The following is a 23,540-nucleotide window of genomic DNA, read 5'->3' on the forward strand; positions in this document are numbered from 1 at the left end:
ACCGGCCGCGCGGGCGGGTCCTGGGCATCCGGTTCAGACGGGGGCCGGGCTCGTGGGCGCCGGGGCGGGGGCCGTGCGTGCCTGGTGGTAGCGGTGCAGGAGGAGGCGGGCCAGGGCGGGATGGGTGCCGAGGGGGGCCGCGGTGATCCAGGGGGAGGCTGCCGCGCACTCCGTGGCGAAGCGGCCGGGGGCGGTGAAGCAGGAGGCGACGGCCACCCGGTGGCGGCCCCGGCCGGCGAGGGCGCGCAGGGCCTCGGGGACGGTGGGGGCGGCCGCGGAGGCGTAGGCGGGGACGACGGGGACGCCGAGGCGCTGGGCGAGCAGCTCCGCGGTGCGGGCCGTGGCGGCCCGCGACTCGGGGTCGCGCGACCCGGCGGCGGCCAGCACGACCGCGCTCGCGCGGCGGGTCGCCCCGTCGGCCGGGGTGTGCCAGCCGGCCTCCGTCAGGCGGGCCTGCAGGGCGTCGACGAGCAGCGGGTGCGGGCCGAGCGGGGCGGCCACGCGTGTGGGCAGCGGCGACGCGGCGGCCGTCCCGGGGATGTCCTGCTTGACGTGGTGGCCGCGGCCGAACAGCAGCGGCACGAGCACGGCGCGAGCGGTCCCCCGTGCGTGCAGGCCGGTGAGGGTGTCGGTCAGGAGCGGCTCGTTCAGCTCGAGGTGCCCGAGGTGCACCGGCAGGCCGGGGCGGAGTGCGCGGACGCGCTCCAGGAGCGCCCGTACGGTGCTCAGCGCGCGCGGATCACGGCTGCCGTGGGCCACTACGACGAGGGCCGGGGGCGGGAGCGGGCGACGCCGGCCGCTCCCGCCGGGCGCCCCGTGGCCGGGCGGCCTGCTGCTGAGCGAGGTCGAGGTCATGAGGTGCGCCGTCATGCCCCGATCGTCCCCGGGGGACGTTGCCTCCTCGTTGCGCAGGCGTGACGGGTGTTTTCCGGTGGTTCACGGAACGGGCCCCGCGCGGTGTGAGCCCGTTCCGTGAACCGCGGCTTCGCCCCGCCGCGTACCGTGCCGCTGATCACACGGCGCGGCTGAACCGGAGGACGCGCGGGGGCGTCTTCGACGTCGAGGACCGACCGGGGAGGGTGCCCGTCCCATGCTTCACCTGTTGCGCCGTGCGAGGGCGGGCGGGGCCCGATGGCTCCGCCGGCCGCACCTGCCGCGGACCCGGGCCGGCCGGCGGCGGCTGGTGCAGGCGGGGATGGCGGCGTGCGTCCTGGCGCTGCTGCCGGCGACGTGGCTGCGCCTGGCGGCGGACGGCCGGCTGCACACCACCGCCGACGTGCCCCGCACCGAGGTCGCCGTGGTCTTCGGCGCGGGCCTGTGGGAGGGGGAGCCGTCGCCGTATCTCGCGCACCGGCTGGACGCGGCGGCCGAGCTGTACCGGGCGGGCCGCATCGAGGTGGTCCTGGTCACCGGCGACAACAGCCGTGAGGACTACGACGAGCCGGACGCGATGCGCGCCTATCTGACCCGGCACGGCGTGCCCGACGCGCGGATCGTCAGCGACTACGCGGGCTTCGACACCTGGGACTCGTGCGTCCGCGCGAAGAAGATCTTCGGTGTGGAGCGGGCCGTACTGATCAGCCAGGGCTTCCACATCCGGCGCGCGGTCACCCTGTGCCGGGCGGCCGGCGTCTCCTCGTACGGCGTCGGCGTCGACGACCGGCACGACCTGACCTGGTACTACGGCGGCACCCGGGAGATCCTCGCCGCGGGCAAGGCGGCCCTGGACGCGGCCTTCCGCCCGGACCCCCACTTCCTCGGCCCGAGGGAGCCGGGGGTGCGGCGGGCGCTCGACGGCACCCGCGCCCCGTCGGCCGCACGGTGACCGTGCCGCGCATATCGCAGCATGCTCGTGCCATGGCAGACCCGACACGGATCACGGTCGCTCTCCCGGCCGAACGGGCCGCCGAGCCGGGCAGGCCCACCGGCTCCCCATCGGCGGCCTGAAGGCGGAAGCCGACCGCTCGGCCGGTCTGCACGACGAGGGCCCGCCGTCCCGGCCGGCCTTCACCAGTCCGCTCGGCCGCTTCTCCTGTCGCAGCGAAGGTCGAGCGTTCTCGTCGAAGGTTGAGCTCCACGTCACGCGAGACCGGACGGGTGTCGGGTCGACCGGTGTCCTTGTGGCGATCGGGTGCCTCCGGCCCTGCGGCGCGCACGGCGGAGACGTGGTCGCACGAACGGTTCTCCTCGGCTGTGTCATGCCTTCTCGGCGTGCGATCGGTGGAGGACCGACGAGCGATGAGAACAGGCCGGCAGCACATGCCGGGTATGCCAAACACTTCCCGTGCTCGCTCCATCAGATGTGGTGAACCCCGCAGGTCAGAAGAGCAATACGCCCGGATTTACCCCCATGATGACGTCGTCTCACCCACCCCCCACGCAAGGAGGACGAGCATGTCCGAAACGACCGAGCCCAACGTCGGTACGTTCACCCTCGGCGGTTCGCTGACCGCCGAACCCGCCGGACCGGTCGAGGTACCGGAGCACGACGAGTGGACCCTGCCCAACGGCTTCGCCTGGGTCTTCCCCGGCGAGGGCAACCGCGGCGGTCTCGTCCGGCCCGTGATCATGGCCGACGGCTTCAATCTCGGCCGGAGCAGGCTCGACGCGCTCTACCAAGGGCTGGAGAGCGGCTACCCGTTCATCACCGAGCTGCGCCGACGCGGCAGGGACGTGATCCTGCTCGGCTTCGAGGAGCGCAGCGCGTCGATCCTGGACAACGCGCAGGCGGCCGAGGCCGCCATCATGCGGGCCATCGCCGAGCAGCAGGGCGACGCCCGTCTGATCGTCGGCGGTTTCAGCATGGGTGGCATCGTCACCCGCTACGCACTTGCCCATCTGGAGACGCAGCGGATGGACCACCGGACCGCGCTGTACTTCTCCTACGACAGCCCCCACCGCGGCGCTTCCATCCCGGTCGGTGTGCAGGCGTTCTCGCACTTCATCCCGCTCCCGAACAACTTCGCGAAGCAGATGAACAGCCCGGCCGCGCGCCAGATGCTGTGGCAGCACTACGACAAGGACACCGGCAAGATCGGTGTCGCCCCGGAGCGCACGGAGTTCCTGGCCGCCCTGGACCGGGTCGGACGCTGGCCGATGATCCCGCTCAAGGTCGCCGTGGCGAACGGTCGCGCCGACGGGGTCGGCCTGCCGGACGTGAAGCCCGGCGACGTCGCGCTGCGGGTCGACCGGATCTACCCGGGCACCACCTTCTACACCCAGGCCCAGGGCGACGACGTGACGGCCGCCTACCTCAACCGCAGGCTCCCCAAGGCCGAGAAGACCATCACGACCAGCGGCTTCCCGGAACTGGACGGCGCGCCGGGCGGAACCCTGCACACCTACAAGATCCTCGCCGAGGCGATGAAGAAGCTCGGCGGCAAGGCGGACCTGCGGCACGAGGACGTGTGCTTCGTCCCCTCGGTCAGCGCGGTCGCGATCCGCGACATCGAGACGCAGGACGACCTGTACGCGGACATCAACGGACTGGACCTGGACGAGAGCGAGCTGGACGACTTCCTCTGTTCGTCCACGACCACCGCGCACACGGCCATCACCGAGGAGCTGTGCACCTGGCTCATGGACCGGCTCCCCGACTGATCCCTTGTCACCGTCGGCCAGGACCGCCGTCCGCTCACACCAGGCGGACGGCAGCCCCTTCGTCGATCCGCGCTCTGACCGGCCCGCTCAACCTTTCGAGGCGTTTGACAGCGAACCCAGTCGTTGCGGCTTTCTTGCCAGTCAACCTGGTCGTGTGAAGTGAACCCGCTCGGGGTGCCGTGTGTCTGTACCGGCTGGGCTGGGTCGTGGGGTCCCGGTAGTTCTCACCGAAAAAACAATGCCAAGCGGCTGCGGCCCAGTTCAGAGGCCGGATCGAGGCTGAGAATCCCGGTGGGTTCGTCACCGGGCGGGCTCCGCCGTGTGCGCCGTGCGTGGCGCGGGGAGTTCGCCGGTCCGGACGGCGACGAAGTCGGCGTGGCCTGACGAGGATCGAGTGCTGGGGCATGGAGGTCGACGCCGACCGAGCGACCCACACTTGAGCACCCGCTCCTGAAGGACCAGGCACGTGTGCGAAGGGGCCCGGAGATGTTCTCCGGGCCCCTTCGCAGTGCTTACTCGGACTGCTGAGGAGCCAGGGCGGCCCAGGCGTCGCCGGGGGCGGATTCGATGCCGTCGGCATGGAGCGCCGTCACCCAGTAGAAGTGCGTGGTGCCGGCAGTGGCCGTGGTGTCGGTGTACGACAGGCCGGTGACCGGGTCCGCGGTCAGCGGCTCGTACGCGGCGGTGGCCGGGTTCCAGCGGTAGACCCGGTATCCGGTGATGTCCGTCCGGTTGTACGCGGAGGACAGGTCCCAGTCGAGCTGGACCGTGCCGGCGGCGGGATCGGCCTTGGCCTTGACGGAGACCAGCCAGTCGGCCGGCGTCTCCGCGGTGGGCCGCAGGTCGTACTCGGTGACGGTGGTGTGCGCCGTCTCGTAGGGGTCGCCGGCCGAGTTGTGGACGGAGTTGCCCGAGGTGTCCAACGCGTCCACGAAGTACGTGTGGTTCTCGCCGTCCTGGAGGTTCTCCGTGTCGACGAACCGGGTCGTTCCCGGCTTGGTCTGTCCCACCCAGGTGTACTCGGTGCCGTCGTCCTTCGTGCTCTTCCGGAATACGCTGTACTGGGCGAGGTCGGCGGCCGGGCTGTCCTCCCAGTCCAGGACCGTGCCGTACTCGGTGGCGGTGGCCGTGAACCCGGTGACGGCCGGCGGGGCGGTGCCGTCACGGTAGGAGAGCGAGTGGGCGGCGGACGGCCCCGACTCCCGCCCGAGCGCGTCGACGGTGGTCACCCAGTACACGTAGAAGCTTTTGGACGGGCTCGGGGTGGCCGTGGTGTCGGTGCAGGCGTACGTGTGGCGGATGCCGTAGGCGGTGTCGGTGAGCGTCGGGGCGCAGGGCACCACCCGGGAGTCGACGACGTCGAACGTGCCGGTCGCGTCGTCGAAGCGGCGCTCCTCGCGGTGGACCCGGAACTCCGTCGGTGCGTACGGCGACACCTGCCAGGACAGGTCGACGCCGCCACCGTCCTCCGGCCGGTTCTGCGACCTGCTGAAGTAGGGCACGGCGAGCGGCCGGGCGAACGACACCACCGACGAGTACCCGGTGTTGCCCGCCGGGTCGGTCGCTGCGACCTTGTAGTAGGAGGTCTCCCCGTACGGGGCGGTTTCATCGGTCGCCGAGTTGCTCAGATTGCTCTTGGCCACCGTGAACGGCCCGTCGGGCGAACTGGCCCTCAGCAGCTTGTACTTCAGCGACCCCTCGTCGGACATCCACCAGAAGCCCACCCCCTCCAGGGAGGTCTCGTTGAGGACCTTCAGATCACGGACGGTCGGCGCCAGCCGGTCCACCGTGGTGACACCCTGGTCGGCAGTGCCGGTGGACTCGTTGCCCGCCTTGTCGTAGGCGCGGACCTCGTAGTAGAAAGTCGCGCCCGACTTCGGGAGGTTGGTGTCGGTGTACGACGTGGAAGTGGTCGTCGCCAGCGGCATGCCGGGGAAGGAGCCGCCCTTGCCGCGCCGGTAGATCCGGTATCCGGCAAGGTCCATCTCCTTGTTCTTCGCCCAGGTGAGCTTCGCCTTGCCGGTGGCCTGGTCGTACAACACCGAAGTCCCGGTCGGCACCAGCGGCTTGGTCTTGTCGATGGTGGCGGCGGTGCGCGGGGCGTACGTGAACTTGACCTTGGCGCTGCCGGTCCAGTTGACGTAGTCGACGCGGAGGGTGTGCTTGCCGGAGGGGATGGTGACGTCGACGTTCTTGGAGACGGTCGTCGAGACGTTCTTCCAGAGGTCGATCTTGCGGACGCCGTCGAGATAGACACGGATGCCGTCCAGCCCCGAGGCGCTGAAGGAGAAGGGGCCGCCGGAGCCGAAGTCGCGGGTCACGCTCCAGCGGACGCCGAAGTTGTCCCTCGGGAGGCCGGTCACGGGGGCGCCGCTCCAGCTCTGGTCGACGGCCGAGTCGCAGTCGGTCTTCTTCGGCGTACCGGAGAACTTGGTGTTCGCGTAGAACTGCCGCTTGAACACCGGGGAGGTGCAGGTGGTCGCGGCGGAGGCGGGCACCGTGGTCACGGTGAGCAGGCCGCCGGCGGTGGCGAGCACGACGGCGGTCGCGGCCGCGGTGGTCGTGCGTCTGGCTGGGTTCATGAAGATCATGACTCGCGAGGAGCGGAGACGGTTGTACCGCCGGCCCGCACGGACACCCGGCGGCCACCATCGGCGCTGAGCTGGTGCACGGTGACCCACAACCTGTGCCACCATCTGGAAAGGCAGTGAGGTGCTTGGCCGGTCAATCGGTGGAATCTGAGACCTCATCGACCGGGGAGCCGGTCCCGAGGGTCCGGCGAGGGCTCGTCGACCGGGGAGCGGGGGCCAACGACTCCGCACGCTCGGATCTCGTGAAGGTCTGGCAGACGTACGCCAGGGAGTACGTCGAGAAGGTCGGCCTGGGCGGCGCGGATACTGCTTCGCGCGGGAGCCTCGGGGCCGACGCCAAGGGCACGGTGGGCAGTCACGGTGATCATCGTACGGCGGGGTCGCGGGCGCTTTCGGGCCATGAACGAGGCTGCGTGCGCCAGATCTCGCGGAGTCACCTTGACCTGGCATCAACCGCATTGACGCCTGGGCAGGACGGGCGAATGACCTTCACATGGGCTTCAGACCCTGGCTGTCGTGGGTGTTGGCGGCAAAGAGCCCCGCGACCAGGGGCAGTCCGGCCGCGTCGGACAGGACATGCATCTCGGAACCGGGCTTGCCCCGCTCCGATGGCCGGCCCGGCTCGCCGCGGGCCCGTCTGTCCGGATCAGCAAGGAGCTCGGCGTGGCCGTCGAGCCGGCCCGGTCGGGGCACCCGGCCCGACCGGACCGACGGGCCGGACCATCGTCGGGTGCAAAAAAATGGCCCACGTCCGTCTGCCGTGTCGATCCGCACCGCAGACGGACGTTGAGGACCCCGCCACCCTCCCTGCCGCTCGAACGGGTTATATGAGCAGGTTAAACGGGAGGGTAAGGTCCGCTAGGGTCGAGGCGCGGAAGGAGAGCGCCATGGCCACCGAGGAAGAGCTGTTCGCGTCGGTCGACGCGCTGCTGGAGGAGGAGCCTCAGCTCCCGTCCCCGGCGGAGCGCGCCCGGCTGCGCGAGGCCGCCGGCATCACCCAGGCCCGTCTCGCGGCCGCGCTGAAGACGTCGACGCAGAGCGTCAAGAACTGGGAGAACGGCCGTTCCGAGCCCAAGCCGCCCCGCCTGGAGGCGTACCAGCGGCTTCTGAAGGGCTGGGCGGCGAAGTATCCCGCGCCCGGTGTTGCCAGTGCGCCCGGTGTTCCCGGTGTGTCCACCGCCGCGCCCGCCCCGGCCGTCGCGCCGCAGCCGGAGGTGTCGGCCACGGTCGCCGGACCGGCCGCGCCCGGGCCGGCGACCGCCACGCCGGTGGAGGCGCCCCTCGCCCAGGCCGCCCGGACCGCCCCCGCCCGTCCGGCCTCGCGCCCGGCGGTGTCGTCGGGTCGTCCGGCGGCGAAGAGGACCGTGAAGCCCGTCGACGACCCGCGTTTCCCGCACGGCCCGCTCGCGGTGCTGGACGGCGACGGCTCCGCGTACGGCGTCGACGGCATCGTGCTCGACTGCCCGGCGGCCACCGTGCCGGAGCTGGTGGAGTGGACGCTGCGCGAGTCCGGCCTCGGGGCCGCGAAGCTGAACCGCCACGGCAAGGACTCCGACCCGCTGATCGTGCTCACCGCCTCCGCCGCCGTGAAGCTCGGGCTGCCGGAGCGCCTGGAGGGCCACGAGCAGCGCCGCTCCCTGCGTCTGCCCGAGGACCACCCGGTGGTCAAGCAGGTGACGAAGGCGAAGTGGCAACTCACGCAGCGCGGCTTCGGCCCGTGGGCCCGCGTCTACCGCAAGGCGCAGGGCCGCGAGCGGCAGTGCGTGCAGTTGGCCATCCTCTCCTGGGACGCCCTCGACGAGCGGTCCTGGCCCGGCGTCGCGGAGATGGAGCCGGCCGACATCGCCCGCGTCCTCGGGGTGTACGCCCAGCGGGTCATCACCCCGCGCGGCTCCACGGCCGTCTCGGGGCTGGAGTTGATGACGGCGCTGCGCCCGCCCACGAGGGCCGTGCAGGACCGGGGGACCGGGAACTGGGTGCCCGGCCACAACCCCGGCTCGCTGGGCACGGAGCCGATGGACCCGGCGCCGCCGGAGGCCACCCCCGAACACCCCGTGGTCGTGAACAGCGGCTGGACCGGCGGGTTCCTGGACGAGGAGGCGTACCAGTGGGTCCGCGACGTCGATCTGCTCACGGATGAGGAGTGCACGCTGCCGTACGCGGTCGGCCTGGACCTGAACACCGCGTTCCTCGCCGCCGCGAACCGCCTGGTCGTCGGCCTGTCCGCCCCGGACCACTTCCACGCCCCGGCGTTCAACCCGAAGATCCCCGGCTCCTGGCTGGTCGACCTGTCCCCCATCGAGCCGGACCCGCGCCTGCCGTCGCCGTTCACGCCGTCCGGCGAGCGTCCGACCGGGCCGGCCTGGTACCAGACGCACACCGTCGCCTACGCCCAGGAGCTCGGCCACGACGTGCATCCGATCGAGGCGTACCTGCGCCGGGAGACCGGCGCGTACCTGGATCCGTGGCACGACCGGCTCAGGTCGGCGTACGTCGACACGCTCGCCGACCTCGGCGTCACCAAGGACCTGTCGGACACGGAGTTCCTCGCGGCGATGGAACGCCACAAGGACGTCGACCCGGCCCTGACCGCCGTCCTCGCCGCCGTCAAGGCCACGGTCAAGGGCGGCGTGGGCAAGCTGCGCGAGCGTCCGCAGGGCCGCCGCTACCAGGAGGGGGAGCGGTGGCCGGCCCTTCAGCGGCCGACCTGGCGCCCGGACATCCGCGCCGCCGTCATCTCCAGGGCGCGGGTCAACATGCACCGCAAGCTGCGCAACATGGCGGCGATGACGGGCCTGTACCCGCTCGCCGTGCTGTCCGACTGCGTCGTCTACCCCTCGCCGGGCGACAGCCCGCTGGACTTCCTGCCCTACGCCGCCAGCGGCAAGCCGCAGCCCGGCGGCTTCCGCCTCGGGCCCACCCCGGGCCTGGCGAAGCTGGAGGGCGTCCAGTCGATGCTGTGGGCGGTCGGCCTGATGGAGCAGGGCCTCAACCCGGCCCGCCACATCAAGGGCGGCGACGCCGTCCTGGACGAAGGGGAGTGACCGGTGGGGGAGATCGAGGACGCCATCGAGCGGGCCGACCGGGAGAGCTTCACCCGTGAGCCGCCGAAGACGCTCAAGAGCCAGATCCGCTACCTGCTCAAGCAGTTGGGCAGCGCGAAGGCCGTCGCGCAGGAGATCGGCGTCACCGCCGACTCCGTGAACCGCTATCGGCGCGGCGCCCGCAAGCACGCCCGCGCCGACGTCGCCGCGAAGATCGACGACGCGGTGCGGGCCCGCTGGCAGCCGCAGGTGCGTAGGCGCCGGCAGAAGCAGGCCGCCGCCACGGGTGGGATCACGGTGGAGACGAGGGCCCGCTTCGGATACACGGCACCGGTCGGCACGACCGACGACGGACGCTTGCGACGGCTCACCGTGCACCTCCCCCCGGCGTACGCACAGCGCCTGTTCGACGCCCGCGCCGCGGGGGCCGGCGACCGGGAGATGCGCGGGATCATCGCCGAGGGGTTCAAGGACGTCTACTTCCAGGACGGCGGCGGCCGCGCCACGGGACTGTCGGACGTGGCCATCAACGACATCGACTACCTGGACCTGGACTACTGAAGGGACGGACGGCGACGGCTCGACCGCCGGATTCCCGGCGGTCGAGCCGTCGCCGTTGAGCCAAGGCACGGTAGTTGTCACATAGGCAGGCTTGTTGTCACCTGCGAGGTTTCGTTGGTGACAACCAGACTGCTTCGTGCACCAACCTGAACCGACCTACGACGCTCCGGCAAACCGTCACTCGCCTCTACGCGCCTGGCAGTATTCCCGATCACTCCAGGTCCTCCCACGTCCATGAAGCAGCGGCATTCCCATCGGGCTCGCGTCCGAATCTGAAGTGTTCCCGACGGTTAGCGACCTTGGTGTATAGATCGAAATGTTCGGCGGCAGGGAGCCGTTCAGCCAGAGCCACCATCTGCTGATGGGGACTGCTGCAGGGTTCGGTGACACCGCACCTCAAGTGGGCCAGGGCGAGCAGGGCCTGCCGGCCCACCGGCAGCCGCCGCCACCGCGTTCCGATCTCGCGCTGCCGTGTCCGGAGTTGTCCTGTCAGATAGCGCAGGGTGTGGCTGGACAGATCGATCGACGACGGGTAGACAAGCACGCGAAGCTCCTGGCGGACACGGGTGATCTTGGTCGTGAACCCGTCTACCAGGAGCTTCTTCGCGTTGTACAGCAGTCCACCTCGACGACGCCGCCCTCAGATTGGAAAGGGCTCCATGTCCCGGGCCACCGCCAGCGGCAGAGCACCGATGGAGGCCGGCTGGTCGACCACGACGAGCACGGTCCCATGCTTGGCCTGCAGCTTTCCGAAGACCTCACGGAGCTTGGGTTCGCTGTTGGGTAGCCGCTTGTCGAAGGCATTCTTCCCGGCTGGCGTGACGGTGGTGGCGTGGTGCTCGCCCTTGCCGACGTCCAGGCCGAGGAAGGCGCCGATGTCACTGGTGTCGATCACGCGCATCCTCCGGTCGCATTCACCCGGCCGTCCCACGGCACCGATCGCCACATCCACATTACGAAGAGCCTCCCGACCTGCGAAGAAGCCGGTGGTCATGCCCCTAATCAGCGGTCTGTCGATGTCTCCGGAGCTGGTGACACCACCCCCCAGGCCATGCGTTCGACAAGGGGAGAAAGTCATGCCGACTCCGAAGGCCGGGCGCCCCTTTGCGGGGCCACCAAGAAGGTAATGGGGAGCCGGGTCCGGGTGTTCTGCGGTATGAGGGACCGAGCGTGATCCAGTTGGAGGCTCTGGACGACCGGCTCGCCTACCGGGTGACGGTGGCCGAGGGCAGCGCCGGGGAGCACACGTTCCAGTGGCCGGGCCGCGGCTACTACCAGGTGCGCTCGGCCGGGGCATGGAGTCTGTCCGCCGCGTGACGTGAAACGCGGATAGATCGCTGCCCTCCGGCCAATCGTGATGCGCAAAGTGGCCAAGTTACCGAAAGGCGCTGGGCTCGTCGGGATCCTGCACGCCAGTCGCCCGGGTCACGCCGCCCGCAGACAGCGCTCGCGGCCCTGCTCCATCGAAACCGGCGAAGTGGGGCGTCTCCCCCAGGAAACACCCCACTTCGGCTGTCCAGCGTCAGGCCGCTTGTTCGACCTGGAGCAGGAGCAGGTCGTACTCCGGGCCGCCGGGCTCGTTACGGATGGGTAGCCTCCTGCCCTCGCGAAATCAGGCTGCCCAACTCCCGTTGGACAACGCAGCCGAGCGGAAATTGAAGTAGAACTGCGTGCCGGCGTCGACGCGGTACTTGAGCACGTTCCACACACCGCCCTGCACGAGCGTGTAGTCCGAGGGGCAGGAACTACCCCCGGATACCGTCTCGGTGCACACCATGATGTAACGGTTGGTCTTGGGTTTGATGTTGATGTCGGCGCAGTTGCCCGACGCCACGAACAGCCGACCGGCTGGGAGATCGACGTCACCGTCCGGCTTGGAATAGCTGATCGCGCTTCCGTAGCAGGACGCGGCCGTCTCCTCGCCAGCCTGGGCCGTCGGCGCGAGGGCCAGGGCCCCGGTGAGCAGCGCGGCCGCGATCGTGCTGCATGCGAGGCGTTTTCGGACATTCACCATGAGTCCTCCAAGGGGTGGTTGGCTCTTGCATGGCCAGTGAAGGCCCCGCCGCCCGGATCGGCGGCGGGGCCGTAAGCACTGTGGGTGCGCGGTCCCGTCGGGCGTTGCCTACGCGTACGCGACGTCGGAGGCGCAGCGCACCCCGGACTGGTCAGGGCGCTTCAAGCCGAGGCAGACGTAGACACGGACGTAGGTGTTGCCCGTGATCGTGGAGTCCCAGGAGCCCAGGTCCTGGCCGCCGGACGTGGAGGTGTCGTCCACGGCGAGCGGTCCGTGTACCCGAACCGGAGCCGGATTGCGGAGCGAGCTGGACGAGCGGTAGCGACGCCCCGAATCAAGCTGCGCGCAGAGCCCTCCAGGTCTCCGGCCCGACGACACCGTCCACAGTGCCCCTGCCCCAATTTTCCTGAAGCCTTTTGACTGCCCTAGTGGTTGCACTGCCGTACTGCCCGTCGACCGCCACGTCAGGGCCATCGTAGTAGGCATGATTGTTGACGAGGCACTGGATCTCCCGGACCCGGTCGCCGGTGGCTCCCGGACCGACCACGACGTTCCACGCCCAGCTGTAGCCTGCGGTGAATCCATGGTAATTCTCGGTCGTCCGCCAGGTAATGGTGCACGAAGCCTGCGCCGAGACTGCTGCGGAGCTCCCCTCCACCGCCATCGAGGCGACGGCTGCGCCGGGACTTGCCAGCATGGCGCCGAAGGCGAGGACAGAGCAGAGGGCGGCTCCGGTGAACGCGCCACGGAGGCGCATTAAGGACCCGTCACTCCGTTGTACCCGCGTGATCATTAGTACCTCCTGCTTGGTCAGGGTTGTCAGGTGTGACTCAACCGGACTGAGCCCGGCTGATGCGGCAACATGCTGGCCCGGCAAGAAGCTGCACAACAATGGCTTCGGCCTGTCCCGGACAGGCCGAAGACGTCCGGGCTGGTCAGGGCGTTGTCCGGGACAGGCAGCGTGCTGTCTCGGACACGGCCGTAGTCTGACCGGCCACCTACCAGCCGTCGGACTCGCGCAACCTGCGACACGTCCCCCACGGCCGCAACGTGCCCCGCGAGTTCCGGGCGATGGCCGCCCACCGTTCCCGCAGGGAGGCGCCAGCGGCAGGGAGCTCCCAAGCCCGCTCGGTGACCAGCGAGCCGATCGCGGCACCAAGCCCCATCGGCTCGCGCCCGTCGCGCCGCACCGTATGGACCGGCTGCGGCTTCTGCTTCGCCTTCTGGCTGCTGCCGTTCTTCCGCGCCGCCTCCATCGCGGCCCGCAGCGCGACCCGGGCCAGGTCGACCCCGGACGCCTCGCCGCCGCTCATGCCTGCCCCCAGGTGGTGTGCCCGAGGACCAGGTGGTGGGTGCCGGACAGGCGCTGCGCCTGGTTGACCAGCTGGTGGCTGAACAACCGCCTCGCGGACGTCTCGCCGTGCCGGTCGATGTGGTCGAAGATGACCTGGTGGTCCTTCATCCCCCGCACCCGCCAGTCGCGGACCTGCTCGCGGGTCAGCTCCTCGAGGACCAGCTCCTGGTCGTCGTCGACGTCAGCGGTCTCCGTCTCCGGGGCGGGGGTGACGGCGGCCGGGCGGGGTGCGGGCAGCACGACCGGGGCCACCGGCGCGGCCGGGACGACGTCGGCCGGCTGCGCGGCCGCGGCTTCGGCACAGGCCTGAGCTGCGGCGGCCTGCCGGGCGCGGACCTGCTCCCACTCGTACGCCTTCGCCCACGCCCTGGCCGTCACGTCCTGGTGCAGCTGCTGCTCGGTCGCCGCACGGCGCTCGGTCTCGGAGGACCCGGGCATCGCTGCGTCGACGGCGGCCGCGACTGGCGCCCCACAGCGCCGTGCAGCTCAGCTGGCCGACGGGCCACCGGAGCCGCTGACAACTATCGAGCCTCGTCGCGCCAGGACCGCAGGTCAGTGGCCGCCGATGGTGACAACTATCGCGCTTCGGCACAGCCGTCCGCCCCGGCCTCACCGCGCTCCCCCGGCCCGGGGGAGGTGGCCGTACCGGGGGCGTAACAGGGGCCGGTGCGGTGCGTAACACGTGCGGCGCACGCTGGACGGCATGCAGAGCACCGTGACGCCCACGCACTGCCCGTACTGCGCCCTGCAGTGCGGGATGAATCTGACGCCCGCGCCGGGCGGGACCGTCCGGGTGAGCGAGCGCGCGGACTTCCCGGTGAACCGGGGCGCGCTGTGCGGCAAGGGGCGTACGGCACCGGCGGTGCTCGACCCCGGCGTGCGGCTGACCTCGCCCCTGGTGCGGTCCCCGGAGACGGACGCGCTGGTGCCCGCCGGCTGGGACGAGGCGCTGGACCGGATCGCCGAAGGGCTGGGACGGACGCGCACCGGGTACGGGGCGGACGCGGTCGGGGTGTTCGGCGGCGGCGGGCTGACGAACGAGAAGGCGTACGCGCTGGGGAAGTTCGCGCGGGTGGTGCTGGGCACCTCCCAGATCGACTACAACGGCCGCTTCTGCATGTCGTCCGCCGCGGCCGCGGGCATCAGGGCGTTCGGGCTGGACCGGGGGCTGCCGTTCCCCCTGGAGGACATCCCGAGGACCGGCTGCGTGATCCTCGTCGGCTCGAACCCGGCGGAGACCATGCCGCCGGCGCTGCGCTACTTCGCCGAGCTGAAGGAGAACGGCGGCACGCTGATCGTCGTCGACCCCCGCCGTACGAGGACCGCCGAGCAGGCCGACCTGCATCTGGCGCCCCGCCCCGGCACCGACCTCGCGCTGGCGCTGGGCCTGCTGCACCTGGTCGTCGCCGAGGGCCGTACCGACGAGGCGTACATCCGGGAACGCACCACCGGCTGGGAGGAGACCCGGGCCGCGGCGATGGCGCACTGGCCGGAGTACGTGGAGCGGATCACCGGCGTGCCCGTGCCCCTGCTGCGGGAGACCGCACGGCTGTTCTGCGAGCCGGAGGCAGCCATGGTGCTCACCGCCCGCGGACCCGAGCAGCAGGCCAAGGGCACCGACACCGTGGGCGCCTGGATCAACCTGTGCCTGGCGACCGGCCGCGCGGGCCGTCCGTTGTCCGGGTACGGCTGCCTGACCGGTCAGGGAAACGGACAGGGTGGGCGTGAACACGGCCAGAAGGCCGACCAGTTGCCCGGCTACCGCAAGCTGACCGACCCGGCGGCCCGCCGGCACGTGGCGGGGGTCTGGGGCGTGGACCCCGACGCGCTGCCCGGCCCGGGGCGCAGCGCGTACGAGCTGCTGGACGCGCTGGGTACGGACATCCGCTCGCTGCTGCTGATGGGCTCCAACCCGGTGGTGTCGGCACCCCGCGCGGCGCACGTCGAGGAGCGCATCAGGTCGCTGGACTTCCTGGCGGTCTGCGACGTCGTGCTGTCGGAGACGGCCGCGCTCGCCGATGTCGTCCTGCCGGTGACGCAGTGGGCGGAGGAGACGGGCACGACGACCAGCCTGGAGGGCAGGGTGCTGCTGCGGCGGCGCGCGCTGCCGGCCCCGGACGGGGTGCGCAGCGACCTGGAGGTGCTGCACGAGCTGGCCGCCCGGCTCGGCGGCGGGCCGAGTCCGGAGAAGAGGTTCCCGACCGATCCCGAGGAGGTCTTCGAGGAGCTGCGGCGGGCGAGCGCGGGCGGGCCGGCGGACTACTCCGGGATCAGTTACCGGCGGCTCGCGGAGGAGAACGGCGTGTTCTGGCCGTGCCCGGCGCCCGAGCCCGAACCCACGCCGGTGGCGGCGGTCGCGGCGGCACCGGCACCGGTGGCAGCGGACAGCGCCGTGCACCCCGGTACCCCCCGGCTGTTCCTCGACCGGTTCGCCACCGAGGACGGGCGGGCCCGGTTCGTGCCCGTCGCGCACCGCGCGAACGCCGAGGAGCCCGACGACGACTACCCCGTCCTGCTGACCACCGGCCGGGTGGTGGCGCAGTACCAGTCCGGCGCGCAGACCCGGCGCGTGGACGAACTGAACGCGGCCGCGCCCGGCCCGTTCGTGGAACTGCATCCGCGGCTCGCGGAGCGGCTCGGTGCGGCCGAGGGCGATCCGCTGGCCGTGGTGTCCCGGCGGGGCCGGGCGGTGGCACCGGCCCGGATCACCACCGCGATCCGTCCCGACACCGTGTTCATGCCGTTCCACTGGGCGGGCGAGGGCCGCGCGAACACCCTCACCCATCCCGCTCTGGACCCCACGTCGCGGATGCCGGAGTTCAAGGTGTGCGCGGTGCGGGTGGAGCCGGTCCGGTCCTGAGCCCCGTCCCGATCGGCGGCCGCTCCCGCCTCACCCGTTCACCGCCGGCGGCGCACCCATCGGGTTCTTTCCCCCGGCCGGGCCCGCGGCACGGCGTTGACCTGCTGAAACGGGCGCGGAAGGGGCTTCCGCCGGGGCCGGCCGACACCCGTTCACCGCATTTCTGACGCCCCTTCAGAGAGCGAGCCGCGCCCGCCGGCCTTTACCTCGGACCAGTGGGGACGCGACTGACGGCGGCACATGGGGGTGCCGCGGGCGTGTCCCCTTCGTGAGCCCGAGGAGCATCGATGCGAGGTACCGCCCGGCGGCTGCCCGGCCCGACCGCCCTGATCGGACCCGCGCTCGCCGTGGCCGCCGCGGGACTGCTCATGGCGGCCGCCGCACCAGCCGCGTACGCCGAGGAGTCCGCCGCCCCCGCGGGCCCCCCTTACGACGCGCCGGCCGGGAGGCCCGCCGGGAGCCTGGAACTGCACCCGGACATGGTCGTGGCCGGTGCGCAGGTGACGGTGAACACCGCGGCGTGCAGCGACGACGACACGGTCGCGGGCGACGCCACCGCCGTGGGCGCCGGCCGTTTCACGCTGGCTCCGGGCTCGGACGAGCCGGACTCGACCGGACGGTTCCGGGTGCCGCCGGGGGCGCAGCCGGGCACGTACGAGATCACCGCGACGTGCGAGGCGGGCGGGCAGCGGGTGACCGGCGACCTGGTGGTCAGTCTGACGCCCGCGGCGCAGCAGGTGCATCCCCGGGGCAGTGTGAAGACGGGGGTCGGTGGCGCTCTGGGTCCCGATCCCGTGCAGACCACGGCCGGTGTGGCGGCTCTCGCCGTCGCCGCCGCGGGCGGTACCTGGCTCCTGCATCGCCGGGCGAGAGGCGACGGGTTCTGACGGGCGCCCTCCACCGCCCGTCCGCCGTACCGCATGTCCCCTCCCCCTCCGGGTCCGACGCCCCTCGCGGCCCGGAGGGGCATGGGGGCCGACTCCGGAGAGGTCAGTCCGCGATGCGCCGCATACGCCGCAGGTCCAGCCGGGTCGGGAGCCCGGGCAACACGGTCATAGGGTCGGTGAGCGTGTTCGCCCTGTGCTGCGGCCTGTGGCTGCTGGGCGACGGGGCCGCGACGGACGCCCCGCCCCAGCCGTCCACCGCCCAGGCGTACTCCGCGCCCGACGGACGCGGCTCCGGGCGCCCCTCCGAGCAGGCCGCCGCGCTGCCGCCCTCCCCACCCGACCGGATCCGCGTCCCCGCGATCGGCGTGGACGCGCCCCTGACGGGCCTCGGGCTGACCAGTACCGGCAGCCTCGACGTACCGCCGCCCGAGCGGACGAACCTGGCCGGCTGGTACGAGGCCGGCACCACTCCCGGCGAGACGGGCACCGCGGTCGTCGCGGGCCATGTCGACAACGCCGAGGGCCCCGCCGTCTTCTACTCCCTGGGCGCCCTGCGCAAGGGCGACACCGTCGAGGTGGGCCGGCGCGACGGCGGCACCGCCGTGTTCACCGTGCACGCCGTCGAGGTGTACGACGCCCGGGACTTCCCCGACGAGAAGGTGTACGGCGCGGCGAAGCGCCCGGAACTGCGGATCATCACCTGCGGCGGAGGCTACTCACGCACCACCGGCTACCGGGGGAACGTCGTCGTCTACGCCCACCTGACGGACAGCCGCTGAGCCTTGAGCAGCCGGGCCCTCAAGCGGCCGGTTCTTCGAGCGGCCGAACCGTCCTGCGCGGCCGGCCGGCACCGCGCCTCACGCCACCCGGTGCGGGTCGGGCTCCGTCTCCCCCAGCACGTTCGTCCTCCCCCACGCGCCCAGCGGTTCCAGCGCCTCGTTGAGCGCCGTCCCCTTCGGCGTCAGCGAGTACTCGACGCGCGGCGGGTTCTCGTCGTACTGCTCCCGGTGCACGATGCCGTCGGACTCCAGCTCCCGCAGATGCGAGGCGAGCACCTTCTCGGTGATCCCGGGCAGCTCCCGGCGCAGGGCGCCGAAGCGGTACGGCCGTTCGTGCAGCGCCCAGAGGATCAGCACCTTCCACTTGCCGCCGATCACGTCCATCGCCGCGTCGATCCCGCACAGATACGCCCCCGGCCGCCGTGCCCTCCCCATGCCCGTCATCCTGTCCTCCGCTTCGTCGTCGCCACCGCTGCCACCACCACGGCTGCCGCCACCGCCCGCACGCCGGATGCTTTCCCCTAGGTGAGCACCCACTTCGAAGTACGTACTTGAGCGGGTTCCTCCCCGGGGCGAGCCTGGGGAGCATGACCGACAACACCCGCTCCCCCGTTCCTGTTTCCCTGACCCTGCTCGGCGCCGGCGCCATGGGCACCGCCCTCGGCCGCGCCTGGCTCGCCGCTGGCCGTGCGGTGACCGTCTGGAACCGTACCCCCGCCCGCACCGCGGCCCTCGCCGCCGAGGGCGCGGCGGTCGCCGCGACCGCCGCCGAGGCGGTGGCCGCGAACCGTCTGGTGGTCGCCTGCCTGCTCGATGACGACTCAGTCGGCGAAGCGCTCGAGGACGCCGACCTCACCGGGCGGGACCTGGTGAACCTCACCACCGGGACCCCGGCCCAGGGCCGTGCCCGCGCCGCCTGGGCCACGGCGCGCGGTGCCCGTTTCCTGGACGCCGGGATCATGGCGGTGCCGCCGATGGTCGGGGCCCCGGAGTCCGGGGCATACGTCTTCTACAGCGGCTCGCGCCCCCTGTTCGAGGAGCACCGGGACACGCTTGCCGTCCCGGCCGGTACCCGGTACGTGGGCGAGGACCCGGGGTTCGCCTCGCTGCACGACGTGGCGCTGCTGAGCGCGATGAGCGGGCTGTTCGCCGGGATCACGCACGCCTTCGCGCTGATCGGCGGGGAGGACATCGCCCCCAAGGACCTCGCACCGCTGCTCGCCTCCTGGCTCACCGCCATGACCCCGGCCGTGCACGAGACCGCTGAGCGGCTGCGCAGCGGCGACTACACCTCGGGGGTGGTGTCCCACCTCGCCATGCAGGCCGCGGGCAACGGCACGCTGCTGCGCACGGCCGAGGAACAGGGCGTGAGTGCCGAACTGCTGCTGCCGTACATGGACCTGATGGCCCGCCGCGTCGCCGCCGGACACGGCGACGAGGACGGCGCGGGCCTGGTCGGACTGCTCCGCCTCCCGCGGGCGGCGACGCGGGAGGAGGGCGCCGACCGGGTCTGAGCCCCGTCGTCTCAGCCGGTGGGAGCGGCCCGGTCGAGGAGCTCGGCCGGGAGGCCGGCGCGGGCGCCGATGACCTCGAATCCCAGCAGCCGGCCGGCCTCGTCCACGTCGAGGACCACCTCGGCCTCCGCCGCCAGTCCCTCGACGGTGACCTGACGGACGGCGGCACCGTCCGGGATCCGCGCGACGAGGGAGACGTACGCGGTGTCGCCGTCCCGGTCGTATGAGATGTGCATGGTGTCCCTCCGAGGGATCGAGGTCAGTTGCGGCCGACGGACACGACGTTTCCGGCCTTGTTGACCACGACCCAGATCTTGCCGCTGACGTACTTCCACGTGCCGGCCGTCTTGCCCTTGGTCTTCTTGCCGTTCTTCACGGTACGCGCGACCATCTCCTGGCTGATGCCACGCTGTGCCATGCGCTGTGCGGCGTGCTTGGAAATGCTCTTCACACCGGTGGAGAGCAGGAGGCGTCCGGCGACGATCGCGAGGGGGATGAACCACGCGGGGTCGGCCACCACCGGGAAGACGGTGTCCGGTCCGGGCCGCACGCTCTGGACGAGAACGCCGCCCTCGATGCGGTAGCCGGTCGGTACGGCCTCGCCACGCGCGTCCTTCGCCCACGGCGCGTCGAAGGTGCCGAGGTACTCCTCGCCCCTGCCGACCAGGATGGTGCCGTCCTCCATCGGCTCGGTGGTCGCGTCCGCGGGCAGCCCGAGGGGGAACCGGTACTCGGTCGGAGCCTTCGCGTCCTTGAGCGTGACCAGGGTGCGCACTCCGTCCCGGTTGGGCTGGACGGCCAGGTCGACGTCATCACCGGCGCCGGGATACACGACGGTGCCGTTGGCGCTGGGGGCGGCCGTGGAACCGGCGTTGCCGGGCAGGGTGAGGCGAAGCACCTCGTCGCCGTAGGCGAATTCCACGGTTCCGTCGGCGGCGGCGGGCGCGGTGATGCGTGCGGCGGACGTTCCGGTGGTCACCTCGGCGCGGGTGGCCCCGTCGCCGAGGAGGGTTCCGGGCACGAGGTCCGCGGTTCCCGTGACGCGCTCGACCGTCTCGGCCGCCTGCGCCGCACGGGCGGACCGCGCCTCCCGGTCACCCGAGTCCGCGTGGGCGGACGCGGTGGTCAGGAATACGGCTCCGGCGGTGCAACCTGCCACCAGGATGCGGGCGGTGGCGCGGTGGCGGCGGGCGGAGCGGTTCTGGGTGGGATGCATCTGCGTCCTTGCTGACGGCCCGGCAACGGGCGCGGTGATCGGCAACGCATCGGATCGTCGCAGCGGGACACCGGCCCGGAACATCCGTCCGGCGGGCCGACTCGCCCCCGCCGGACGGCGGGGTGGGGGCGCCGTTCCGGGCCGGTGCCCGGACACCGCCGAGGCGTTCTGTCGTGTGGCAGGCGGCACACTTCCTTCGGGCAACGCCGCGCAACGGGTGGCCGTCGTAGTGAGGGTGGCGGGAGTTCAGGCGGGCGAGGAGCAAGGGTTGATCCGTGTCGTGGTCGTGGACGACGAGCCCTTGGTCCGCGCCGGGCTGCGCGTGATCCTCGAGTCGGCGAAGGACATCGTCGTGGTGGCCGACTGCGGAGGTGCGGACGCCGTCGAAACCGTACGGAGCCGGGGCGCGGACGTCCTGCTGCTCGACATCCGCATGCCGGTGGTGGACGGCCCGACGGTGCTGCGGCAGGTCCTCGGGCTGCCCGATGCTCCCGCGGTGTCGATGCTGACCACGTTCGACGCCGACGGGTTCGTGGACGAGGCTCTGTGGCTGGGCGCGGCCGGGTTCCTGATGAAGAACACCTCGCCCGAGCAGTTGATCCACTCGGTGCGGGTCCTGGCCGCCGGCCGCCGGGTGCTGGCACCCGAGGCGTTGGAGGAGGTGGTCGGCGGCTATCTGACCGCCGGCCGTGACGACGAGGCCGCGCGACGCGTCCGCGCCCTCAGCGAGCGCGAACGGCAGGTACTCGCCCTGGTCGGAGCCGGGCTGAGCAATCGTGCCGTCGCACACCGGCTGCATCTGGCGCACAGCACGGTCAAGGACCATGTGAGCTCGGTACTGGCGAAGCTCGGCGGCCTCAATCGTGTGCAGGCCGCGGTGCTCGCCGACCGGGCGAACCTGATCGATCCCGTGCCGGACCGGTGATGAGCACGTATCCGGCCGCGCGGTGGTCACCCGGAATGCCGCCCGCCACGGACCGGCCCGGACGACGGGACGGTGACGCGGCGGCGGACCTGACGGGCGTGACGGACCGTCCGCCCGCTCCGGGGGGCCGGTCCGCCACCTCGGTGGTACGGCGCACCGCCTCGCGGGCGCTTCCGATGGTGGTCGCCGTCCTCGACGGCCTCGTGGTCAACGGGGTGTCCACCGGTCACGGGACCTGGCTCGCGTTGGCCGCCGCAGCCGCGCTGCTGGTGCGCCGGAGTGCCCCCGAGGCGGCTCTGCTCACCGGAGTGCCGGGGCTGTACCTCGGACACATCGCCTTCGCACCGCTGATCGCGCTGTACTTCGTGGCCATGCGGCGCCGCCGTGCCCTGGCGGGCTCGGTGGGAGCGGTGGCGGTTGTCCTGGCCTGGTCCCTCCCCCACCCGGTGACGGATCTCGCGTCCCTCCCGGTCGACCGGGAGACCGCCCTGACGGCACTGGACTGCTGTGTGGTGACGGGGGGCGCGCTCGTGCTCGGCCGGTCCGCCCGGTCACGGCGAGAACGGCTGAAGGAGGCGAGCACCAGGAAGGCACGGGAGAAGCAGGCCCTCACCGAGCGGGTGCTGCGCGCGGAACGCAACCGGCTCGCCCGGGAGATGCATGACGTGGTCGCCCACAAGGTGAGCCTGATCAGCCTGCAGGCCGGGGTCCTCCAAGTCGGCCGGCCCGACGATCCGGACGTCCAGGAGAGCGCCCGGCTGATCCACGACCTGTCGGCGCAGACCGTCACCGAACTGCGGCACCTGGTGGGAGTGCTGCGGACGGCCGGGGGCACCGGCCCGGAGGGCGTCCCGCGACCGCGCGTGACCGACATCGCCGACCTGGTCCGCATGAGCGGCGTTCCGGCCGACCTCGAACTGCCCGCAGCCCCCTTCGAGCTGCCCGAAGCCCTCGAGCGGGCCGCGTACCGCACCGTGCAGGAGGCCCTGACCAACATCCGGAAGCACGCTCCCGGCGCGCGGGCGAGCATACGGGTACGGGTGCGGACGCGTGCGGGAGCCCGAAGTCTCTGCGTCGAGGTGCGCAGTTTTCCCGACGCGCAGGCCGTGCCCGACTCCACTCCGTGCGCCCCCGGCGGCGGGCACGGTCTCGTGGGACTGCGGGAACGGGCCCACCTCCTCGGCGGCGGGTTCCATGCCGGGCCCACGGCCGACGGCGCCTTCGTGGTGCGCGCGTACTTTCCCGTCGGTCGTTCGCCGGCCGGCCCGCCCCCTCCGCCTGGCTGAGCCGCACGAGGCGTCAGGTTCCGGCCCTCAGGCCAGCCACTGTTCGTACGCCATGTTCGCCACCAGGGCGAAGACGACCGTCAGCAGGACGACGCGGACGAAGCCGCTGCCCTTCTTCAGGGCCGTGTGGGCGCCGAGGGTGCCGCCCGCCAGGTTGAACACGGCCATCAGGCCCGCCAGCTGCCACAGCACCGCGCCCTGCCAGGCGAACATCGCCAGCGCGCCGGCGTTGGTGCAGCAGTTGACGATCTTCGCGGTGGCGGACGCGGTGACGAGGTCGAGGTGGAGCAGGGCGGTGAGCGCCAGGACGAGGAACGTACCGGTGCCGGGGCCGATGAGGCCGTCGTAGAAGCCGATGCCCAGGCCGCCGAACCCGATCGCGGCGAGGACGCGGCGGCGGGAGACCGGGCCGGGCTTCGGTGCGGTGCCGAAGCTCGGGCGGAGGATGACGAAGGCCGCGACGGCGAGCAGCACCACCATGATCACCGGCTTGAGGACCTCGGTGCTCATCCCGGCGGCGAGGAAGGCCCCGCCCGACGATCCGGCGAGGGCGGCCAGGCCGATGCGTACGGCGGTCCGTACGTCGACGGGTGCCTTGCGGGCGTAGGTGATCGCCGCGCCGGTGGTGCCGACGATGGCGACCGCCTTGTTGGTGCCCAGGGCGTGCGCGGCGGGGGTGCCGGCGGGCAGGCCGAGCAGCAGCGCCGGCAGCAGCAGGAGTCCGCCACCACCGACCACCGCGTCGATCCAGCCTGCCGCCAGTGCCGCGAGGCAGAGGAGAACGACCGTGGTCAGGGAGATGTCGGGCATAGGCGTGACCCTACGAAGCGGATAGTTGTGCCGTCCATCAAGATGAGCGTTTCCTGAGGTTGAGGCTCCTCACAGTGCCTCCTCGCAGTGCCCCTCGCC

22 protein-coding genes and 3 pseudogenes are annotated in these 23,540 nt (G+C 72.0%); 11 read left to right on the forward strand and 14 right to left on the reverse strand.

Annotation, left to right across the window (positions count from 1 at the left end; translation table 11 throughout):
- Positions 1-33: 33 nt before the first annotated feature.
- Positions 34-855, reverse strand: coding sequence for a sirohydrochlorin chelatase (locus tag OHB56_RS14225; RefSeq protein ID WP_406359056.1), 822 nt, complete (start codon positions 853-855; stop codon positions 34-36).
- 235 nt (positions 856-1,090) lie between these two features.
- Between OHB56_RS14225 and OHB56_RS14230 the strand changes: the two genes are divergently transcribed.
- Both OHB56_RS14230 and OHB56_RS14235 read left to right on the forward strand, forming a co-directional pair.
- Complete coding sequence (locus tag OHB56_RS14230; protein ID WP_055595496.1) at positions 1,091-1,825, forward strand: vancomycin high temperature exclusion protein; 735 nt, start codon at positions 1,091-1,093, stop codon at positions 1,823-1,825.
- A 569-nt stretch (positions 1,826-2,394) separates the two neighbouring features.
- A complete protein-coding gene (locus tag OHB56_RS14235) occupies positions 2,395-3,600 on the forward strand; it encodes an esterase/lipase family protein (protein ID WP_406353616.1) in 1,206 nt (401 codons plus the stop codon).
- A 512-nt stretch (positions 3,601-4,112) separates the two neighbouring features.
- Here OHB56_RS14235 and OHB56_RS14240 read toward each other — a convergent pair.
- Both OHB56_RS14240 and OHB56_RS14245 read right to left on the reverse strand, forming a co-directional pair.
- Positions 4,113-6,182 (reverse strand): PA14 domain-containing protein, encoded by a 2,070-nt coding sequence (locus OHB56_RS14240; protein WP_406353617.1) that lies wholly within the window; start codon positions 6,180-6,182, stop codon positions 4,113-4,115.
- Between the two features lie 501 nt (positions 6,183-6,683).
- Positions 6,684-6,803 (reverse strand): annotated as a pseudogene (locus tag OHB56_RS14245) (IS5/IS1182 family transposase); the annotation flags it as partial.
- A 275-nt stretch (positions 6,804-7,078) separates the two neighbouring features.
- On the opposite strand from OHB56_RS14245, the gene tap reads away from it, so the two are divergent.
- Together tap and tpg are read left to right on the forward strand one after the other, a co-directional pair.
- Positions 7,079-9,235, forward strand: coding sequence for a telomere-associated protein Tap (tap, locus tag OHB56_RS14250; protein ID WP_406353618.1), 2,157 nt, complete (start codon positions 7,079-7,081; stop codon positions 9,233-9,235).
- A gap of 3 nt (positions 9,236-9,238) precedes the next feature.
- Positions 9,239-9,796, forward strand: a complete 558-nt coding sequence (gene tpg, locus OHB56_RS14255; protein ID WP_406353620.1) for a telomere-protecting terminal protein Tpg — start codon at positions 9,239-9,241, stop codon at positions 9,794-9,796.
- Positions 9,797-10,178: 382 nt separating this feature from the next.
- Here tpg and OHB56_RS14260 read toward each other — a convergent pair.
- Positions 10,179-10,340 (reverse strand): annotated as a pseudogene (locus OHB56_RS14260) (IS5/IS1182 family transposase); the annotation flags it as partial.
- 117 nt (positions 10,341-10,457) lie between these two features.
- Positions 10,458-10,697: pseudogene (locus OHB56_RS14265) on the reverse strand (transposase); the annotation flags it as partial.
- Between the two features lie 269 nt (positions 10,698-10,966).
- Between OHB56_RS14265 and OHB56_RS14270 the strand changes: the two are divergent.
- Positions 10,967-11,113 carry a hypothetical protein gene (locus tag OHB56_RS14270; protein ID WP_355304951.1) on the forward strand — a complete coding sequence of 49 codons (147 nt, stop codon included), beginning with the start codon at positions 10,967-10,969 and terminating at the stop codon, positions 11,111-11,113.
- Between the two features lie 295 nt (positions 11,114-11,408).
- On the opposite strand, the gene OHB56_RS14275 is transcribed toward OHB56_RS14270, so the two are convergent.
- From OHB56_RS14275 to OHB56_RS14295, 5 genes are all read right to left on the reverse strand, one after another.
- Entirely contained in the window at positions 11,409-11,810 is a 402-nt protein-coding gene (locus OHB56_RS14275; protein ID WP_406353623.1) for a hypothetical protein, read from the reverse strand.
- A 108-nt stretch (positions 11,811-11,918) separates the two neighbouring features.
- Positions 11,919-12,071, reverse strand: coding sequence for a hypothetical protein (locus OHB56_RS14280; RefSeq protein WP_406353625.1), 153 nt, complete (start codon positions 12,069-12,071; stop codon positions 11,919-11,921).
- 73 nt (positions 12,072-12,144) lie between these two features.
- Positions 12,145-12,603, reverse strand: a complete 459-nt coding sequence (locus OHB56_RS14285; protein ID WP_406353627.1) for a peptidoglycan-binding protein — start codon at positions 12,601-12,603, stop codon at positions 12,145-12,147.
- Positions 12,604-12,808: 205 nt separating this feature from the next.
- Entirely contained in the window at positions 12,809-13,123 is a 315-nt protein-coding gene (locus tag OHB56_RS14290; RefSeq protein ID WP_406353628.1) for a hypothetical protein, read from the reverse strand.
- Positions 13,120-13,602, reverse strand: a complete 483-nt coding sequence (locus tag OHB56_RS14295; protein ID WP_406353630.1) for a hypothetical protein — start codon at positions 13,600-13,602, stop codon at positions 13,120-13,122. The genes OHB56_RS14290 and OHB56_RS14295 overlap by 4 nt, the downstream gene beginning before the upstream one ends.
- Before the next feature lie 265 nt (positions 13,603-13,867).
- Here OHB56_RS14295 and OHB56_RS14300 point away from each other — a divergent pair, with 265 nt between their 5' ends.
- The 3 genes from OHB56_RS14300 (at position 13,868) to OHB56_RS14310 (ending at position 17,690) form a co-directional block, all read left to right on the forward strand.
- A complete protein-coding gene (locus OHB56_RS14300; protein WP_406353631.1) occupies positions 13,868-16,024 on the forward strand; it encodes a molybdopterin oxidoreductase family protein in 2,157 nt (718 codons plus the stop codon).
- 287 nt (positions 16,025-16,311) lie between these two features.
- On the forward strand, positions 16,312-16,911 hold the full coding sequence (locus OHB56_RS14305) for a hypothetical protein (protein WP_406353632.1): 600 nt from the start codon (positions 16,312-16,314) through the stop codon (positions 16,909-16,911).
- Positions 16,912-17,024: 113 nt separating this feature from the next.
- The gene (locus tag OHB56_RS14310) at positions 17,025-17,690 is read left to right on the forward strand and encodes a class F sortase (protein ID WP_406353633.1); all 666 of its coding nucleotides are present in this window, start codon (positions 17,025-17,027) and stop codon (positions 17,688-17,690) included.
- Between the two features lie 78 nt (positions 17,691-17,768).
- Here the strand turns inward: OHB56_RS14310 and OHB56_RS14315 are convergent, their stop codons facing one another.
- Complete coding sequence (locus OHB56_RS14315; RefSeq protein WP_406353634.1) at positions 17,769-18,125, reverse strand: winged helix-turn-helix transcriptional regulator; 357 nt, start codon at positions 18,123-18,125, stop codon at positions 17,769-17,771.
- 152 nt (positions 18,126-18,277) lie between these two features.
- Here OHB56_RS14315 and OHB56_RS14320 point away from each other — a divergent pair, with 152 nt between their 5' ends.
- Entirely contained in the window at positions 18,278-19,204 is a 927-nt protein-coding gene (locus tag OHB56_RS14320; protein ID WP_406353635.1) for an NAD(P)-dependent oxidoreductase, read from the forward strand.
- 11 nt (positions 19,205-19,215) lie between these two features.
- Here the strand turns inward: OHB56_RS14320 and OHB56_RS14325 are convergent, their stop codons facing one another.
- Positions 19,216-19,440, reverse strand: a complete 225-nt coding sequence (locus OHB56_RS14325) for a DUF2283 domain-containing protein (RefSeq protein WP_406353637.1) — start codon at positions 19,438-19,440, stop codon at positions 19,216-19,218.
- A gap of 23 nt (positions 19,441-19,463) precedes the next feature.
- A complete protein-coding gene (locus OHB56_RS14330) occupies positions 19,464-20,420 on the reverse strand; it encodes a DUF4258 domain-containing protein (RefSeq protein WP_406353639.1) in 957 nt (318 codons plus the stop codon).
- Positions 20,421-20,688: 268 nt separating this feature from the next.
- Here OHB56_RS14330 and OHB56_RS14335 point away from each other — a divergent pair, with 268 nt between their 5' ends.
- Entirely contained in the window at positions 20,689-21,345 is a 657-nt protein-coding gene (locus tag OHB56_RS14335) for a response regulator (RefSeq protein WP_406353641.1), read from the forward strand.
- Complete coding sequence (locus OHB56_RS14340; protein ID WP_406353643.1) at positions 21,345-22,631, forward strand: sensor histidine kinase; 1,287 nt, start codon at positions 21,345-21,347, stop codon at positions 22,629-22,631. The genes OHB56_RS14335 and OHB56_RS14340 overlap by 1 nt, the downstream gene beginning before the upstream one ends.
- Before the next feature lie 27 nt (positions 22,632-22,658).
- Here the strand turns inward: OHB56_RS14340 and OHB56_RS14345 are convergent, their stop codons facing one another.
- A complete protein-coding gene (locus OHB56_RS14345; protein ID WP_055593165.1) occupies positions 22,659-23,441 on the reverse strand; it encodes a sulfite exporter TauE/SafE family protein in 783 nt (260 codons plus the stop codon).
- Positions 23,442-23,540: the final 99 nt, after the last annotated feature.

It is taken from the genome of Streptomyces sp. NBC_01635, from assembly GCF_045209715.1.
GTDB lineage: Bacteria > Actinomycetota > Actinomycetes > Streptomycetales > Streptomycetaceae > Streptomyces > Streptomyces hirsutus.

Excerpts from the sequence above, each read along its gene's own strand:
- OHB56_RS14225 (WP_406359056.1), bottom strand. The coding sequence starts at position 855 with ATGACCTCGACCTCGCTCAGCAGCAGGCCGCCCGGCCACGGGGCGCCC.
- OHB56_RS14230 (WP_055595496.1), top strand. The coding sequence starts at position 1,091 with ATGCTTCACCTGTTGCGCCGTGCGAGGGCGGGCGGGGCCCGATGGCTC.
- OHB56_RS14235 (WP_406353616.1), top strand. The coding sequence starts at position 2,395 with ATGTCCGAAACGACCGAGCCCAACGTCGGTACGTTCACCCTCGGCGGT.
- OHB56_RS14240 (WP_406353617.1), bottom strand. The coding sequence starts at position 6,182 with ATGAACCCAGCCAGACGCACGACCACCGCGGCCGCGACCGCCGTCGTG.
- tap (WP_406353618.1), top strand. The coding sequence starts at position 7,079 with ATGGCCACCGAGGAAGAGCTGTTCGCGTCGGTCGACGCGCTGCTGGAG.
- OHB56_RS14275 (WP_406353623.1), bottom strand. The coding sequence starts at position 11,810 with ATGGTGAATGTCCGAAAACGCCTCGCATGCAGCACGATCGCGGCCGCG.
- OHB56_RS14285 (WP_406353627.1), bottom strand. The coding sequence starts at position 12,603 with ATGATCACGCGGGTACAACGGAGTGACGGGTCCTTAATGCGCCTCCGT.
- OHB56_RS14290 (WP_406353628.1), bottom strand. The coding sequence starts at position 13,123 with ATGAGCGGCGGCGAGGCGTCCGGGGTCGACCTGGCCCGGGTCGCGCTG.
- OHB56_RS14295 (WP_406353630.1), bottom strand. The coding sequence starts at position 13,602 with ATGCCCGGGTCCTCCGAGACCGAGCGCCGTGCGGCGACCGAGCAGCAG.
- OHB56_RS14300 (WP_406353631.1), top strand. The coding sequence starts at position 13,868 with ATGCAGAGCACCGTGACGCCCACGCACTGCCCGTACTGCGCCCTGCAG.
- OHB56_RS14305 (WP_406353632.1), top strand. The coding sequence starts at position 16,312 with ATGCGAGGTACCGCCCGGCGGCTGCCCGGCCCGACCGCCCTGATCGGA.
- OHB56_RS14310 (WP_406353633.1), top strand. The coding sequence starts at position 17,025 with ATGCGCCGCATACGCCGCAGGTCCAGCCGGGTCGGGAGCCCGGGCAAC.
- OHB56_RS14315 (WP_406353634.1), bottom strand. The coding sequence starts at position 18,125 with ATGGGGAGGGCACGGCGGCCGGGGGCGTATCTGTGCGGGATCGACGCG.
- OHB56_RS14320 (WP_406353635.1), top strand. The coding sequence starts at position 18,278 with ATGACCGACAACACCCGCTCCCCCGTTCCTGTTTCCCTGACCCTGCTC.
- OHB56_RS14325 (WP_406353637.1), bottom strand. The coding sequence starts at position 19,440 with ATGCACATCTCATACGACCGGGACGGCGACACCGCGTACGTCTCCCTC.
- OHB56_RS14330 (WP_406353639.1), bottom strand. The coding sequence starts at position 20,420 with ATGCATCCCACCCAGAACCGCTCCGCCCGCCGCCACCGCGCCACCGCC.
- OHB56_RS14340 (WP_406353643.1), top strand. The coding sequence starts at position 21,345 with ATGAGCACGTATCCGGCCGCGCGGTGGTCACCCGGAATGCCGCCCGCC.
- OHB56_RS14345 (WP_055593165.1), bottom strand. The coding sequence starts at position 23,441 with ATGCCCGACATCTCCCTGACCACGGTCGTTCTCCTCTGCCTCGCGGCA.